Source organism: Robiginitalea sp. SC105 (assembly GCF_014243345.1).
Classification (GTDB): domain Bacteria; phylum Bacteroidota; class Bacteroidia; order Flavobacteriales; family Flavobacteriaceae; genus Robiginitalea.
Genome location: NZ_JACLZF010000001.1, coordinates 441,835 through 456,664 on the forward strand (window position 1 = coordinate 441,835; position 14,830 = coordinate 456,664).

The 14,830-nt window shown below is 58.4% G+C and carries 15 protein-coding genes; 10 read left to right on the top strand and 5 right to left on the bottom strand.

The features are described from left to right. Window positions 1-8: 8 nt before the first annotated feature. The gene (locus H7F20_RS01925) at window positions 9-782 is read left to right on the top strand and encodes an enoyl-CoA hydratase/isomerase family protein (RefSeq protein WP_185784460.1); all 774 of its coding nucleotides are present in this window, start codon (window positions 9-11) and stop codon (window positions 780-782) included. Window positions 783-910: 128 nt separating this feature from the next. Beyond that, complete coding sequence (locus H7F20_RS01930) at window positions 911-1,321, top strand: hypothetical protein (RefSeq protein ID WP_185784461.1); 411 nt, start codon at window positions 911-913, stop codon at window positions 1,319-1,321. A 3-nt stretch (window positions 1,322-1,324) separates the two neighbouring features. Here H7F20_RS01930 and H7F20_RS01935 read toward each other — a convergent pair whose 3' ends face one another. Continuing rightward, entirely contained in the window at window positions 1,325-3,160 is a 1,836-nt protein-coding gene (locus tag H7F20_RS01935; RefSeq protein ID WP_185784462.1) for an ABC transporter ATP-binding protein, read from the bottom strand. Between the two features lie 93 nt (window positions 3,161-3,253). Between H7F20_RS01935 and H7F20_RS01940 the strand changes: the two genes are divergently transcribed. Beyond that, a complete protein-coding gene (locus H7F20_RS01940; RefSeq protein ID WP_185784463.1) occupies window positions 3,254-3,709 on the top strand; it encodes a 6-carboxytetrahydropterin synthase in 456 nt (151 codons plus the stop codon). A 39-nt stretch (window positions 3,710-3,748) separates the two neighbouring features. Further along, window positions 3,749-4,537: a UDP-2,3-diacylglucosamine diphosphatase gene (locus H7F20_RS01945; protein WP_185785791.1), complete on the top strand. Its 789-nt coding sequence runs from the start codon at window positions 3,749-3,751 to the stop codon at window positions 4,535-4,537. Window positions 4,538-4,554: 17 nt separating this feature from the next. On the opposite strand, the gene recJ is transcribed toward H7F20_RS01945, so the two are convergent. Both recJ and H7F20_RS01955 read right to left on the bottom strand, forming a co-directional pair. Continuing rightward, entirely contained in the window at window positions 4,555-6,273 is a 1,719-nt protein-coding gene (gene recJ, locus H7F20_RS01950; protein ID WP_255443948.1) for a single-stranded-DNA-specific exonuclease RecJ, read from the bottom strand. Window positions 6,274-6,334: 61 nt separating this feature from the next. Beyond that, window positions 6,335-6,763 (bottom strand): OsmC family protein, encoded by a 429-nt coding sequence (locus H7F20_RS01955; RefSeq protein ID WP_185784464.1) that lies wholly within the window; start codon window positions 6,761-6,763, stop codon window positions 6,335-6,337. 46 nt (window positions 6,764-6,809) lie between these two features. Between H7F20_RS01955 and H7F20_RS01960 the strand changes: the two genes are divergently transcribed. Next, window positions 6,810-7,400 carry a carboxymuconolactone decarboxylase family protein gene (locus H7F20_RS01960; RefSeq protein ID WP_185784465.1) on the top strand — a complete coding sequence of 197 codons (591 nt, stop codon included), beginning with the start codon at window positions 6,810-6,812 and terminating at the stop codon, window positions 7,398-7,400. 11 nt (window positions 7,401-7,411) lie between these two features. Here H7F20_RS01960 and rsmI read toward each other — a convergent pair whose 3' ends face one another. Both rsmI and H7F20_RS01970 read right to left on the bottom strand, forming a co-directional pair. Then, the gene (gene rsmI / locus H7F20_RS01965; protein WP_185784466.1) at window positions 7,412-8,095 is read right to left on the bottom strand and encodes a 16S rRNA (cytidine(1402)-2'-O)-methyltransferase; all 684 of its coding nucleotides are present in this window, start codon (window positions 8,093-8,095) and stop codon (window positions 7,412-7,414) included. Between the two features lie 69 nt (window positions 8,096-8,164). Beyond that, entirely contained in the window at window positions 8,165-8,851 is a 687-nt protein-coding gene (locus H7F20_RS01970; protein ID WP_185784467.1) for a hypothetical protein, read from the bottom strand. Window positions 8,852-8,963: 112 nt separating this feature from the next. Here H7F20_RS01970 and H7F20_RS01975 point away from each other — a divergent pair, with 112 nt between their 5' ends. The 5 genes from H7F20_RS01975 (at window position 8,964) to H7F20_RS01995 (ending at window position 14,828) form a co-directional block, all read left to right on the top strand. Then, window positions 8,964-9,617 (top strand): thymidine kinase, encoded by a 654-nt coding sequence (locus H7F20_RS01975; protein ID WP_185784468.1) that lies wholly within the window; start codon window positions 8,964-8,966, stop codon window positions 9,615-9,617. Next, window positions 9,601-10,713, top strand: a complete 1,113-nt coding sequence (gene alr, locus H7F20_RS01980) for an alanine racemase (RefSeq protein ID WP_185784469.1) — start codon at window positions 9,601-9,603, stop codon at window positions 10,711-10,713. Before H7F20_RS01975 ends, alr begins: the two co-directional genes overlap by 17 nt. 117 nt (window positions 10,714-10,830) lie before the next feature. Then, window positions 10,831-11,241 (top strand): large-conductance mechanosensitive channel protein MscL, encoded by a 411-nt coding sequence (mscL, locus tag H7F20_RS01985; RefSeq protein WP_185784470.1) that lies wholly within the window; start codon window positions 10,831-10,833, stop codon window positions 11,239-11,241. A 338-nt stretch (window positions 11,242-11,579) separates the two neighbouring features. Further along, a complete protein-coding gene (locus H7F20_RS01990; RefSeq protein WP_185784471.1) occupies window positions 11,580-12,569 on the top strand; it encodes an aspartate-semialdehyde dehydrogenase in 990 nt (329 codons plus the stop codon). Window positions 12,570-12,674: 105 nt separating this feature from the next. Beyond that, window positions 12,675-14,828: a prolyl oligopeptidase family protein gene (locus H7F20_RS01995; RefSeq protein WP_185784472.1), complete on the top strand. Its 2,154-nt coding sequence runs from the start codon at window positions 12,675-12,677 to the stop codon at window positions 14,826-14,828. Window positions 14,829-14,830: the final 2 nt, after the last annotated feature.

Sequence of the window (14,830 nt, forward strand, 5' to 3'; positions counted from 1 at the left end):
TAAAAACCATGAGCACAGCCCGAAAACAAGGCAGCCTGTATACCCAGCGCACCGGGGCACTGGCCCGTATTGAATTTGGGCACCCCGCCAGCAATTCCTTTACCTCCGACCTGCTGGGCCGTCTCGAAAAGGAACTCGACCGGGCCAGTGACGACCCGGAAGTTGCCGCGATCCTGCTGCAATCAGAAGGGGACCGCGCCTTCTGCGCAGGCGCCTCCTTCGACGAACTGCTGGAAATCGGCACCGAGGAGGAAGGGGCGGTGTTTTTCAGTGGTTTTGCCCGGGTGATCAACGCCATGAGGCGCTGCCGCAAACCCATCGTCGCCCGGGTCCATGGCAAAGTGGTGGGCGGGGGGGTCGGCCTGGTAGCCGCCTGCGATTATGCCTTCGCCTCGGAAGCGGCTTCAGTCCGCTTGTCGGAAATCAGCCTGGGGATCGCCCCCCTGGTCATTGCCCCGGCAGTTGCCAGGAAAGCCGGGGTGGCCGGACTGGCCGAACTGTCCCTGTCGCCTGACCAGTGGAAAAGCGCCTACTGGGCGCTGGAAAAGGGGTTGTATGCCCGCGTATTCGAAACGCGGAAAGAACTGGATGAGGAATCGGAGTTTTTCGCAGCCAAACTGGCATCCTATTCGCCTGCGGCCCTCTCCGCCCTGAAAAATGCCCTTTGGGAAGGGACCGGTCACTGGCAGGAACTACTGGCCCGTCGCGCCGCCGAAACGGGGAAACTGGCCCTTTCGGAAACCACCCAGGCAACGCTTCGTAAATTCAAGGAAAAGAAATAGCGGCCTGCACACAATACGCGGCTCCGGCAGGTTTCCGGGACGGAAGCAACCCCTGGGGCCGGTACGTATCTTGAAGAGACCCCGGTAATTTTTCACCGGCAATTTGTATGAACCTTTACTCCCTGATTATGCGACTCATTTTTTGCCTCCTGATTTTAGCCTACGGTTGCGAGAATTCCGATAATGAACCGGATTGTTCCGGGGTCGCCTGCACGCTCGAATTCCGTACCATCGGGGTGTCTGTCAGCGATCCTTCCGGGGTGGCCATTCCCCTTGACGTTTATGAGGTGCGGGAGGTATCCGGAGGCGCGAACGTAACGCCCGAATACACGCCCACGGAACTGGAAGGATACAGGGAGTCCAATTCCTATCCGATCCTGACCGATTCCCGTCTGGGAGAACTTCGCAATAAGCGCGTATCGCTGGAATTCCGGGGTTTTGCCAACGGCACCCTGGTGGCGAGCCGCATCTTCCTGGCCGGCGCCGATTGCTGCCACGTGGCCTTGTTCCAGGGAGACCCGGAAATCGTCATCGAATAAACGCTACTGGTACCCTGCGGCCTGCAGGGCAAACAACTCCGCGTATAGGCCGCCCTGCTCCATGAGCTCTTCATGGGTCCCCAGGGCCGAGATGACCCCGCCTTCCAGCACGAGGATCCGGTCGGCCATGCGCACCGTGCTGAAGCGGTGGGAGATGATGATACTGGTGCGGCCTTTGGTCAGCCCGATAAAGCGTTCGAACACCTCATATTCCGCCCGGGCGTCGAGGGAAGCGGTGGGCTCATCCAGGATCATGATATCCGCGTCCTTCATATAGGCCCTGGCGAGGGCTACCTTCTGCCACTGCCCCCCGCTGAGTTCCTGCCCCTTGTTAAACCGCCGGCCCAATTGCTGTTCCAGGCCCCCGGCCATTTCCCCCACCACCTGGTCGGCCAGGCTTTTGCGCGCGGCCTCCCCGATCCTCGCATCGTCCGCCACCGCCCCGATATCCCCAACGGCAATATTCTCCCTCAGCGTAAACTCGTAGCGGAAGAAATCCTGGAAGATCACCCCGAAACGCTGGCGGTAGGCCTCCTTGTCGAAGCGGGTGATGTCTGTGCCGTCCAGGAGGATTTGCCCGGAGGTGGGCTCGTAAAACTGGAGGATCAGCTTGATCAGGGTGGTCTTTCCCGCCCCGTTCTGCCCCACAAAGGCGAGCTTCTCACCTGCGCGTATCCGGAAGCTCACCCCTTTCAGGACCGGGGTGCTGCTTTCGGGATAGGTAAAGTACACGTCCCGGAATTCAAAGCCCTCCCGGATCTCATCCGGCAAAGGGACCACCTCCCGGGCGCGGCGCTCGGGTTCCAGGTCGATGAAGTCAAAGTAGTCCTTCAGGTACAGGGCGCTCTCCGAAATGCGGGTAAAGCGGGAGAAAAATCCCTGCATGTTGCTCTGCAGCCGGTTGAAGGAGCCGGATAGGAAGGTGAGCTCCCCCAGGGTAAGCAGGCCGCCCAGGGTCCGGAAAATGATGAGTACGTAAGCCCCGTAATAGGCCAGGATCCCCAGGAGGTTGAACAGGCCGCCGAAAAGGCTTTGCCGGATTGCCAGCCGGCGGGTGAGCCGGTAATATTGGGCCGCCATGTCGCGGAACCGGGCGGCGATGAAACCGGTCAGCCCGAATAGCTTGACTTCCTGGGCGGTCCGGTTGTTGGCCCCGATATAGCGCAGGTAATCGAGCTCCCGCCGCTCGCTCGTCCAGCTCCGCGCCAGGGAATACCGGTCGGAGGAGAATTTCAGTTCGTTGATAAACGAGGGGACGATGCTGATCAGGAGCAACAGGATCAGCCAGGGCTCAAAATAGATGAGCCCGGCAACCAGGGAGGCGATGGACAGGAGGCTTTCCCCCTGGACCAGGACGTTGCTCATCAGGGACACCCGGCTGTTGGTCTGCATGCGGGCGCGCTCCAGTTTGTCGTAGAAGACCGGGTTTTCCAGTTGCTCCATGGTCAGGTCACGGGCCTTCCGGATGATGCGTTCCGAAGAGGCATTGGAATACAGGTCCCCGAGCAACCCGTCGGTAAGGGTCACCCACCTGCCGATGAGGTCCGTCAGCAGGGCGACCCCCAGTTCAAGGCCCACAAAGGTCCACAACCGGGTAAGGTCCGTTTCCGGATTGCCCATCTGCAGGACGATCTCATCGATGATGATCTTGCCGATCCAGAGCAACACCACCGGGCTGAACGCCTTGAGGAGCCGGCCGGTCAGGTTCAGGGCAAACAGGCCCGGCCCGGCGGCGTAGATCTCCCTGAAAAACCTGGGGATGGACTGCCAACCCTTAAAGGAATCCCGGAGGGAAAGCCGCTCCTGGTCGGCAAAGGATTTGAGTCGTTTGGCTGCCAACTTTTTTTTGGCAAGTTACATAAACGCGCTTACAAGAAATCAATTGGCCCCGGGTCCGGCAGAATTTCTACTTTTGCACATACAGCGTCGAAAATGGCAAAAATCCGCATCACCAAGGAATTCACTTTCGAAACCGGGCACGCCCTGTACGGGTACGACGGCAAATGCCGCAACGTACACGGCCACAGCTACCACCTGTCGGTTACGGTCATCGGCACGCCCATCCGGGAGGCAGGCCATATCAAATTGGGGATGGTCATGGATTTCGGCGACCTGAAGAAGGTGGTCCGGGAGGAAGTGGTGGACCCCTTTGACCACGCCACCGTCTTCAATGGAAACACGCCCCATGTGGAGCTCGCCAGGACCCTCGAAAAGGAGGGACATAAGATCATCCTGTGCGATTACCAGCCCACCAGCGAAAACATGGTCATCGATTTTGCCACCCGCATCGGCAGGCGGCTGCCGCCCCACATCAAATTGTTTTCCCTGCGCCTTCGAGAAACCGGTACCGCCTATGCGGAGTGGTTTGCGAGTGACAATCCGGCCTAGCCGGTGGCGGACCCGGCGCAAATCGTATCTTTGAAGCGGATGCATCAGAACAAATCCCTAGAGGGCCATATCGAGATCCCGGCCGGTAAAAAGGTCTATTTTGCCAGCGACAACCACCTGGGGGCGCCGACTGCTGCCCAAAGTCTGGCCCGGGAACGCCGTTTTGTCCAGTGGCTGGAGGCCGCCCGCGAGGATGCTGCCGCCATTTTCCTGCTCGGGGACCTATTCGACTTCTGGTTCGAATACAGGCGGGTGGTCCCGAAAGGCTTTACCCGGACGCTGGGGACGCTGGCCTCCCTCACCGACCAGGGGATTCCTGTTTTTTATTTTGTGGGCAACCACGACCTCTGGATGAACGGCTACTTCGAGGAAGAATTGAACATCCCGGTGTACCACAGGCCCGCAGTCTTTGAAATCGGGGGCAGGCGCTTTTTCATCGGTCACGGAGACGGCCTGGGGCCGGGCGACAAAGGGTTCAAGCGGATGAAAAAGGTCTTCACAAACCCGGTTGCCCAATGGGCATTCCGCTGGCTCCACCCCGACCTGGGCGTCCGGATGGCCCAGTATTTTTCGATAAAGAACAAACTGATATCGGGAAGCGAGGATGTGACCTTCCGGGGCGAGGACGGGGAGTGGCTGGTACAATACGCCAAACGAAAACTGCAGGATGCCCACTACGACTTTTTTGTCTTCGGGCACCGCCACCTTCCCCTGGACATCCCCCTTTCAGATTCTTCCCGGTACATCAACCTGGGCGACTGGATCAGCCATTACAGCTACGGCGTCTTTGACGGGGACGACCTGCAGCTGGAGTATTTCCGCAAATAACCAGGACCCCGCGCAAGCTATCCCTCCGCGGGCATCTCGCGGATGTCCCGTATTTTCAGCTGTATACTCATACGCCCCTGCCAGTGGTTTTCCTCAATGGAAAAAACCGCCTGGAAAGGCCTGCCCCCGCTGATCAGGGGAAGCCGGTCCCCGAGTCCGAACCCTATGGCCCCAAAAGGCCCTGTACCGTCCTGGGTCACCGCGAGCTTCAGGTGCGCCCCGGCCTCCCCGACCGTCCGTGCGAAGCCGGTGTCCGTTAAGGGCCCGGCAGCAAATAAGGGGGAAGGGTTTCCCGGGCCGAATGGCCCGAACTGGTTCAGGATGCGCACCAGTTTGGGATGGACCTGGCTCAGGTGGATCGGAAGGTCCACCTGGATTTCCGGTGTGAGGGATTCCTCGCGGATACGGCCTGCCACCACTTTTTCGAATTGTTCCTTGAATTCGCCGAAACGGGACGCCTCCAGGGTCAGCCCGGCCGCATAGGTATGCCCGCCAAACTGGTCGATGCTGTCTGCACAGGCCTCAAGGGCCTCGTAAAGGTCAAACCCGCGAACCGAACGGGCCGAAGCGGCCAGTTTGTCGCCACTCCGGGTAAAAACCAGGGTGGGCCGGTAATACGTTTCTATCAGGCGGGAAGCCACGATGCCAATGACCCCCTTGTGCCAGTCTTCCTTATACACCACCGTGCTCATGCGCGATTCCTCCCCCCCTTCCCGGATCATCGAAAGGGCCTCTTCCGTAATGGACTGCTCGGTTTCCCGTCTCCAGCTGTTCAGGGATTCAATCTCATCGGCCAGTGCCCGGGCCACCTCCGGGTCCTTTTCTGTCAGTAACCGGACGGCATCCTCCCCGTGCTGCATCCTCCCTGCAGCGTTGATCCTGGGGGCCACCCGGAAAACCAGGTCGGAAACCTGGTAACTTTCCCGTTCCACTCCCCGCAGCAGCGCCTGGATCCCCGGCCGGGGCCGGTGGTTGATCACGTCAAGCCCGTAGTGTACCAGAACCCGGTTCTCTCCGGTAATGGGCACGATATCCGCCCCGATGGCCGTGGCCACCAGGTCCAGGTAGGGCAACAGGTCTTCCAAAGGGAGATTTTTCCTGCCGTGGAGCGCCTGGATGAGCTTAAAGCCAACCCCGCAGCCACATAGTTCCTTGTAGGGATACCGGCAATCCGCCCGTTTGGGGTCGAGGACGGCCACGGCTTCGGGCAGTTGTTCCCCGGGCCGGTGGTGGTCGCAGATGATCAGGTCAATGCCCTTTTCCCGCGCATACCGGGCCTGTTCGATCGCCTTTACCCCGCAGTCCAGGGCAATGATCAGGCCTATCCCGTTGTCGTCTGCAAAGTCGATCCCCTGGAAAGAGAGGCCATAACCTTCGAGGTAGCGGTCCGGGATGTATGTGGCAACGGCATCGGACGTTTCCCGGAGATAGGCAGCCATCAGGGAAACCGCCGTGGTACCGTCCACATCGTAATCCCCGTACACCAGGATACGCTCCCCGGATTGCAGCGCCTCTTCCACCCGGGTGACGGCCCGGTCCATATCCCGCATCTCCATGGGGTCGTGCAGGTGGGCGAGTTCCGGCCGGAAAAAAAAGCGTGCTTCGTCAAAGGTTGCCACCCCCCGCTGCACGAGCAGGCCGGCGAGCAGCGGGTCAATACCCAATTCGCCGGCAAGGGAGCCGGCTGCCCCTGCGTCCGGTTCCGGTTTAAATACCCAGCGCATACTCATAGCCATTGCGTAAAATTATACCCCCGGGGTGAAGGCCGGTTACACCTCCCGGTCACGGTAAATAAGATCAGGAGTCGTGGAATACGGTTTTGAATTCGAGTTCCGCAAAATTCCGGAACATGGCGATCACCCCGCAGTACTTCTCTACCGACAGGTCCACGGCCCGCTGCAGCTTGGCGTGCGCCAGCTGGTCGCCGTGGAAGTGGAACTCCACCCGAACGGACACATAGGTCTGGGGGTGTTCTTCACTGAGGGTGGCAATGGTCTCGATTTGGAACCCGGAAACCTGTAGTTTCATTTTGCGGATCATCCCGGCAACATCCAGGCCGGAACACCCGGCGAGGGAGCTGAGCATGAGTGCTTTCGGCCGCAACCCGGAGCCCTCCCCCCCGTCTTCCGGGCTTGCATCGATCCGGAAAGTCAGGCCGGAGGGATTGTTGCTCTCAAATGCCATATCGCCGAGCCAGCGTGTGGTTACGTGATTGGTGGAAGCCATAATTTTTTCGTTTCTTGTCCCCAAAAGTACAATAAAAACGCACCATATGCCCCTTGTGACCCCCCTGGACCCCGATGCCGATCCCGAAACCCGGAAGCTGGCGGAATTCTTCAATGAAACCCTGGGCTTCTGCCCCAATTCGGTGCTGACCATGCAGCGGCGGCCCGCCATTTCCAAGGCCTTTATCCAACTGAACATGGCGGTTATGGAAAACCGGGGCCGGGTAACCTCGGCCCTGAAGCGGATGATCGCCTGGGTAAGCAGCAACGCGGCCGGGTGCCGGTACTGCCAGGCACATGCCATCCGGGCTGCAGAGCGCTACGGGGCAGAGGCGGAACAATTGGAGAACATCTGGGAATACCGGACCCACAAAGCCTTTTCCGAAGCCGAACGGGCAGCCCTGGATTTTGCGCTGGCGGCCTCCCAGGTCCCCAATACCGTATCGCCCGAACTTGAAGTGCGGCTTCACAAACATTGGGACGAAGGGGAAATCGTCGAAATCCTCGGGGTGATCTCCCTCTTCGGATACCTCAACCGCTGGAACGATTCCATGGGGACCTCCATCGAGGCGGGTGCCGTGGAAAGCGGGGAAAAATACCTGTCGGGGTATGGATGGGAAAAGGGAAAGCACGGGTAAGCGGGAATCGCTCATGCCCCGGCAGCCCCACGGACGACCAGTACAAACTCCCCTTTAGGGGGATGCTCCCTGAAGTGGGCTGCCATTTCCTCCAGGCTGCCCCGCAGGGTTTCCTCATAGAGCTTTGTCAGCTCCCGGCATACCGCTATTTCCCGACCGGGTCCGAAATGTTCCGCCAACTGGTCCAGGGTTTTGAGCAACTTATGTGGGGATTCGTAGAACACCATGGTCCGGGTTTCCTCCGCCAGCTCCCCAAGGCGGGTCTGCCTACCCTTTTTAGGGGGCAGGAAGCCTTCAAAGACAAAGCGGTCCGTCGGGAACCCGCTGTTGACCAGGGCCGGCACAAAAGCCGTAGGCCCCGGAAGGCATTCCACCCGATGCCCCGCCTGTATACAGGCCCGCACCAGCAGAAAGCCCGGGTCGGAAATCCCCGGGGTGCCGGCATCCGAGATCAGGGCGAGTTTCCGGCCGGAGCCGACTTCGGCAACCAGGCCGTCCACCAACCGGTGTTCGTTATGCATGTGGTAGGAACGCTGGGGGGTATCCACTTGGAAGTGCTTCAACAGTTTCCCGCTGGTACGGGTATCCTCGGAGAGGATCAGGTCGGCATCCCGCAGCACCTCCACGGCGCGCAGGGTCATGTCGCCGAGGTTGCCTATGGGTGTGGGGACGATATACAAGGTGCCGGTCTGCATAGGGGGCATAAAAAAGGCCGGGCGGCAATGCGCGCGTCCGGCCACAGATATCTTTCCGTTCGCTGTTCTTTAGTTAAAACGCCTTTCGATCAGCGCCATAAACCGCGCCTCGTATTCGTCCTTTCCTTCCCAGTGGTTAAACCCGGGCTTGACTTTCTCCTGGATATAGGCAATGGAGCGTTCCTCCGATTCCAGCTCGTTCAGCTGGGAGAGGATCCGGTTAAATGCCTCCATGTCGTCGTTGAACAAATGTTTCACGAAGGCCAGCCGGTCGTTGAGGCCTACGGAAATCTTTTTGGCCGTCAGCGTGTCGTTCAGCGATTTCGCATGACCCGCTTTAGGTGGCTCCGGCAGGTCCGGGGCCGTGTGCTGCTTGTCGTTCTTGACAAAGTCGTTTTTGGCGATCAACCGTTCGAGGACTTCCTCGAGTTCCTCCCCGCCCGGCATCTCGGAGACCATGTGCTTGATGGTATCGATCCCGGGGATGATGATATCCTCTTCGTGCGGGTTGGATTCCGGCACGGACTTGTTCTCATTCAAAACGGAGGACGCAATCGATTCGAACTTGGAGGCCACTTCGCTCTTGCTGACGTCTATCTCCACATCGTCCAGTTTCTCTTCGATGAACTTCAGAACGGCAAGCTTTTCGTACAACAGCCGGGCACGCTCGTAAAGCTCCGGCAAATCCTTCATCCCACGGCTCGTAATGATGTCCGTGGAGAGTTTCAGCAACTCTTCTTTCAATTTTCGTTTCATAGCTAGATTATACGGGTACCTTTCTGTGAAGGTGTTTCTTTTTTAATACTTTTATGCAACCGCTATCATCTGATAAACGGCTACAGCCGGTACTTTCGTCTAAAATTACAAAATGTTTCTCGAAAACACTGTTAACCCCAAGGAACAATTCGGATGGATTGAAGTCATCTGCGGGTCCATGTTTTCGGGCAAGACGGAAGAACTGATCCGCCGGTTGAGACGGGCTCAGTTTGCCCGGCAGAAGGTGGAGATCTTCAAACCGATCGTCGATACCCGGTACCACGAGGAAATGGTGGTCTCCCACGACGAGAACGAGATCCGGTCCACCCCGGTGCCGGCGGCCGCGAACATCCGCCTGCTGGCCGATAACTGCGATGTGGTGGGCATCGACGAGGCCCAGTTTTTCGACGATGAGATCGTCACGGTATGCAACGACCTGGCCAACAAGGGCATCCGGGTGGTGGTTGCGGGGCTCGACATGGATTTCAAAGGCAATCCCTTTGGGCCGATGCCTGCCCTGATGGCTACAGCGGAATACGTCACCAAGGTGCACGCCATCTGCACCCGGACCGGTAACCTGGCCAACTACAGCTACCGGAAATCCATGAATGACCGGTTGGTGCTCCTCGGGGAGACCGAGGAATATGAGCCCCTTAGCAGGGGTGCTTTTTACAAGGCGATGCTGACCGAGAAAATCAGCAAACTGGAAGTCAACCAACCGGAGATCCTCCCTTCGAAAAAATCCGAGAATGCCTCAAAGCCATGACACCGTCCTGGAAGTAGACCTGGGCGCCCTGGCGCACAATTACCGGCTGCTGCGCTCCAGGCTGTTGCCGGAAACCCGTTTCCTTGGAGTGGTCAAAGCCTATGCCTATGGGAGCGACTCCCTGGCAATCGCCAAAAAGCTCGAATCCCTGGGAGCCGATTACCTGGCCGTGGCCTTTACCGACGAGGGGGTATTCCTGCGGGAGGGGGGCATCCGTCTGCCCATCCTTGTGTTGCACCCCCAGCCTTCCGGGCTCGGCGACCTGATAACCCATTGCCTGGAGCCCAGCCTGTACAGCCCCCGCATCCTGCGCCTTTTCCTGCAGGAGGCCAAAGCCCGGAAACAAAAGGATTTCCCCGTCCACCTCAAGTTCAATACCGGCCTGAACCGTTTGGGGTTCTGGGAAAACGACGTCGATTGGATCCAGGGGCAGCTCGATACCGGCAACACCCTCTCGATCCGTTCGGTCCTCTCTCACCTCGCTGCCTCGGACGACCTGGGCGAAGCCGAATTCACACGCCGGCAGATCGATGGGTTTACACGGATCGTTGGCGAGGTAAGGGAAAAATTGCCGGGCAGCCCTTTTTTCCACCTGCTGAACACCTCCGGCATCTTCAATTACCCGGATGCCCAGTGGGACATGGTGCGGAGCGGCATTGGCCTCTATGGATACGGAAACGACCAGGAATACGACAAATTGCTGCGCCCGGTGGCCCGGCTGAGGACCCGCATCTCCCAGTTGCACAAGATTGAACCAGGGGAATGGGTGGGCTACAACAAGGGCTTTGAGTCCCCCGGTTACCGGACCACGGCCACCCTGCCCATCGGGCATGCGGATGGCATCGGGAGGATATACGGGAAAGGGAGGGGCATTTTCCACCTGCACGGGAAGCCCGCCCCCATTATTGGCAACGTATGTATGGATATGACCATGATAGACGTCACGGACATACCATGCCGGGAGGGGGACGAAGTGGTAGTATACGGCGGCCCCCATTCGGCCGAAGTGCTGGCCCGCGGGGCAGGCACCATTTCCTATGAACTGCTGACGGGGATCTCCCGCAGGGTTGCCAGGGAAATCCGGGACGAAAGCTGAAGGACCCCAACATATTCCCCCGAAGGAACAAAAGGCCTGCCCCCTCCCGGACAAAGGACCTGTTTGTAGGAATTTTTATTACATTGGTGGCATATGGACAACTAAACACGAAAAACCATGTTCAAAGAATTCAAGAATTTTATCATGACCGGCAACGTCATCGACCTGGCCGTTGCTGTTTTGCTCGCCGGTGCCGTGGGAATGGTGGTCAATGGCTTTGTCAATGACATCATGATGCCCATTGTGGGGTATTTTACGGGCGGGGTTGACTTTTCGGATATGAAGATCATCCTTTCCGAAGCCGTCATGGCCGAGGACGGATCCGTGGCTACGCCGGAAAGTGCCATCCGCTACGGGGCCTGGATCAATTCGATCATCAACCTGGTCATTGTGGGCTTTGTCCTCTTTATGATCGTAAAGTCCTACAACAAGGTCCGTAAGAAGGAAGAGCCGAAACCCGAAGCCCCGAAGGGACCCACCCAGGAAGAATTGCTGGCGGAGATCCGCGACCTGCTGAAAAAGAATTAAGATTGCTTCCCGGCTTGTGGCGGGAACCGCTACACCACAAGTAATAGGAACCCTAAACCGCCCCGGCACGCCGGAGGCGGTTTTTTTCTGTGCTCCGCGGCGGATGCTACTGCCATCCCCAACCGGGCACCTCTTCGGACCAGCACCCAGGCAGCTACGCCAGCACCTTCACCGATCAACACCAACCACCTTCTCCAGTAAACGCCGGGGGCTCGCCACCAAACACATTGACAGGATTGTGATTTTTGCAACATTTTGTTTTATTTTTAAATTTCTTTTCGGGTGGACTTGCCGGAAACGGGCATCCGGCGTACTTTTGGCCCACAAATCAGAAAGACATGAAAGTTGCAGTTGTAGGAGCCACAGGCATGGTCGGGGAGGTAATGCTCCGGGTACTCGACGAACGCGATTTCCCGATGACCGAATTGCTGCTGGTGGCCTCGGAGCGATCCGTGGGGCGGAAAATCCCGTTCCGCAACCGGGATTTGACGGTTATCGGGCTGGAAGAAGCGGTGGCCGCCAAACCGGATATCGCCATTTTTTCTGCAGGGGGCGACACCTCCCTCGAATGGGCACCCCGCTTTGCCGGGGCCGGCACCACGGTCATCGACAATTCCTCTGCCTGGCGGATGGACCCGGACAAGAAGCTGGTCGTCCCTGAAATCAATGCAGACCTCCTGGAAAAAAGCGACAAGATCATCGCAAACCCCAACTGCTCCACGATACAGCTGGTGATGGTGCTGGCGCCCCTGCACGAAAGGTACCGGATGAAACGGGTAGTGGTTTCCACCTACCAGTCCGTCTCGGGCACGGGGGTCAGGGCCGTGCAGCAACTGGAAGATGAGATCGCCGGGGTCCAGGGCGAAAAGGCGTACCCCCACCCGATCAACCGGAACGCGCTGCCGCATTGTGACGTATTCCTGGAAAACGGATACACCAAGGAGGAGATGAAACTGGCCCGCGAACCCCAGAAAATATTAGACGACCGCACCTTTTCCGTGACCGCAACAGCCGTGCGCATCCCGACTGCCGGCGGGCACTCCGAATCGGTGAACATTGAATTCCGGGAAGATTTTGACCTGGATGAAGTGCGGCGGATCCTGGGTAACACCCCCGGGGTGGTCCTGCAGGACGACCCGCAGAGCAATACCTACCCCATGCCCGTACTGGCCCACGGCCGGGATGAGGTATTTGTGGGGCGCATCCGGCGGGACGAGAGCCAGGCCAACACCCTGAACCTCTGGATCGTCGCGGACAACCTGCGCAAAGGGGCAGCTACCAATGCCGTCCAGATTGCGGAACACCTGGTGGCCAAGGGCCTGGTCTGAGCCAGGCTCCGGCCCGCCGCATTAAAATACTGTTAAACGGCCTCCGGCGACTTCGGATGGCCGGTATTTTATGGTATTTTAGTTCAGTTCAAAGAAAATCAACCCATGAAACCCAGCTACTGCATCCTGGCCCTGGGCATCCTGCTTGCGGCCTGTCAGAACAAAAAATCCAATCCGATGTCCCTGAATTACCCGGAAACCGCCAAAGTCGACACCGTGGACACGTATTTCGGCAACGAGGTCCCGGACCCTTACCGCTGGCTCGAAGATGACCGCAGCCCGGAAACCGAGGACTGGGTGAAACGCCAGAACGCCGTCACCTTTGACTACCTCAATGGCATCCCCTACCGGGAAGCCCTGAAAAACAGGCTGGAAAAACTGTGGGATTACGAGAAGCTGGGCACCCCCTTCAAGGAAGGCGGAAAGACCTATTTCTACAAGAACGACGGGTTGCAGGACCAATATGTCCTCTACCGGGAATCGGAAGGGGGCGACCCGGAGGTCTTCCTTGACCCGAACACCTTTTCCGAAGACGGGACCACCTCCCTGGCGGGCCTCAGCTTCACCAAAGACGGCTCCCGGGCAGCCTATTCCATTTCCGAGGGCGGCAGCGACTGGCGCAAGGTGATCGTCATGGATGCCTCCAGCCGGGAGATCATTGAGGATACGCTGGTAGACGTCAAATTCAGCGGTGTTTCCTGGAGGGGCAACGAGGGCTTCTACTACTCCAGCTATGACAAGCCGGAAGGCAGCGAGCTTTCTGCCAAAACGGACCAGCACAAGGTCTATTTCCACTTGCTGGGGCAACCCCAAAGTGAGGATGAACTCATATTCGGGGGCACGCCCGAAGAAAAACACCGCTATATTGGCGCATCGGTCTCCGAGGATCAGCGCTACCTGATCATTTCGGCGGCGAACACCACCTCGGGCAACAAGCTTTTTATCCGCGACCTGGAGCAACCCGGGTCGGAAATAAAGACTATTGTGGGGGATGAAACCTCGGAAAGCTACGTCATCGACAATGAGGGCTCCAGGCTCTTTATCGTCACCGACCGGGAAGCTCCGAACAAACGGATCGTAACGGTGGATGCATCAGATCCGGGCCCGGAAAACTGGGAGGATTTCATCCCTGAAACCGAAAACGTCCTGAGCCCCAATACGGGAGGCGGCTACTTTTTTGCAGAGTACATGGTGGATGCGATTTCACGGGTCCTGCAATACGATTACCAGGGGAACCTGGTCCGGGAGGTGCCGCTACCCGGCCTGGGCAGCGCCAGCGGCTTCGGCGGAAAAAAGGAGGAGAAGGAGTTTTATTTCAACTTCACCAACTACAACACCCCCGGGTCTTCCTACAAATACAATGTGGAGACCGGGGAATACGAACTCTACTGGAAGCCGGACATCGATTTCAACCCGGACGACTACGTTTCCTCCCAGGTGTTCTACACCTCGGCAGACGGCACGCGCATCCCGATGATCATCACCCATAAAAAAGGCATCGAAAAAAACGGGGAAAACCCCACCATCCTGTACGGCTACGGCGGCTTCAACATCAGCCTCACGCCGGGCTTCAGCACCTCCAACGCCGTATGGCTGGAACAGGGCGGTATCTATGCGGTCCCCAACATCCGGGGGGGCGGGGAATACGGGAAGGAGTGGCATGACGCCGGCACCAAGACCCGGAAGCAAAATGTGTTCGACGATTTTATCGCCGCGGCAGAATACCTGATATCCGAAGGATACACCTCTTCCAAAAAACTGGCCATCCGCGGCGGCTCCAACGGCGGCCTGCTGGTGGGGGCCGTGATGACACAACGTCCGGACCTGATGCAGGTGGCCCTGCCCGCAGTTGGCGTCCTGGATATGCTGCGCTACCACACCTTTACGGCCGGGGCGGGTTGGTCCTACGATTACGGGACTTCCGAGGACAGCGAAGAGATGTTTGAATACCTGAAGGGGTATTCGCCCCTACACAACATCCGCGAGGGGGTCTCTTACCCGGCTACCCTGGTCACCACGGCCGACCACGACGACCGGGTGGTCCCAGCCCACAGTTTTAAATTCGCGGCTACCCTGCAGGAAAAACACGCCGGGGAGAACCCGGTGCTGATCCGCATCGAGACCAATGCAGGCCACGGGGCCGGAACCCCCATCAGCAAAACCATCGAGCAATACGCCGACCTGTTCGGGTTCACGTTTTACAACATGGGATATGAGGCACTGCCCAACCGGGCCGCTCTGAAAGAATTCAAGGAATAAAA

Coding starts and splice junctions, on each gene's coding strand:
- H7F20_RS01925 (WP_185784460.1), top strand. CDS start 9: ATGAGCACAGCCCGAAAACAAGGCAGCCTGTATACCCAGCGCACCGGG.
- H7F20_RS01930 (WP_185784461.1), top strand. CDS start 911: ATGCGACTCATTTTTTGCCTCCTGATTTTAGCCTACGGTTGCGAGAAT.
- H7F20_RS01940 (WP_185784463.1), top strand. CDS start 3,254: ATGGCAAAAATCCGCATCACCAAGGAATTCACTTTCGAAACCGGGCAC.
- H7F20_RS01945 (WP_185785791.1), top strand. CDS start 3,749: ATGCATCAGAACAAATCCCTAGAGGGCCATATCGAGATCCCGGCCGGT.
- recJ (WP_255443948.1), bottom strand. CDS start 6,273: ATGGCTATGAGTATGCGCTGGGTATTTAAACCGGAACCGGACGCAGGG.
- H7F20_RS01955 (WP_185784464.1), bottom strand. CDS start 6,763: ATGGCTTCCACCAATCACGTAACCACACGCTGGCTCGGCGATATGGCA.
- H7F20_RS01960 (WP_185784465.1), top strand. CDS start 6,810: ATGCCCCTTGTGACCCCCCTGGACCCCGATGCCGATCCCGAAACCCGG.
- rsmI (WP_185784466.1), bottom strand. CDS start 8,095: ATGCAGACCGGCACCTTGTATATCGTCCCCACACCCATAGGCAACCTC.
- H7F20_RS01970 (WP_185784467.1), bottom strand. CDS start 8,851: ATGAAACGAAAATTGAAAGAAGAGTTGCTGAAACTCTCCACGGACATC.
- H7F20_RS01975 (WP_185784468.1), top strand. CDS start 8,964: ATGTTTCTCGAAAACACTGTTAACCCCAAGGAACAATTCGGATGGATT.
- alr (WP_185784469.1), top strand. CDS start 9,601: ATGCCTCAAAGCCATGACACCGTCCTGGAAGTAGACCTGGGCGCCCTG.
- mscL (WP_185784470.1), top strand. CDS start 10,831: ATGTTCAAAGAATTCAAGAATTTTATCATGACCGGCAACGTCATCGAC.
- H7F20_RS01990 (WP_185784471.1), top strand. CDS start 11,580: ATGAAAGTTGCAGTTGTAGGAGCCACAGGCATGGTCGGGGAGGTAATG.
- H7F20_RS01995 (WP_185784472.1), top strand. CDS start 12,675: ATGAAACCCAGCTACTGCATCCTGGCCCTGGGCATCCTGCTTGCGGCC.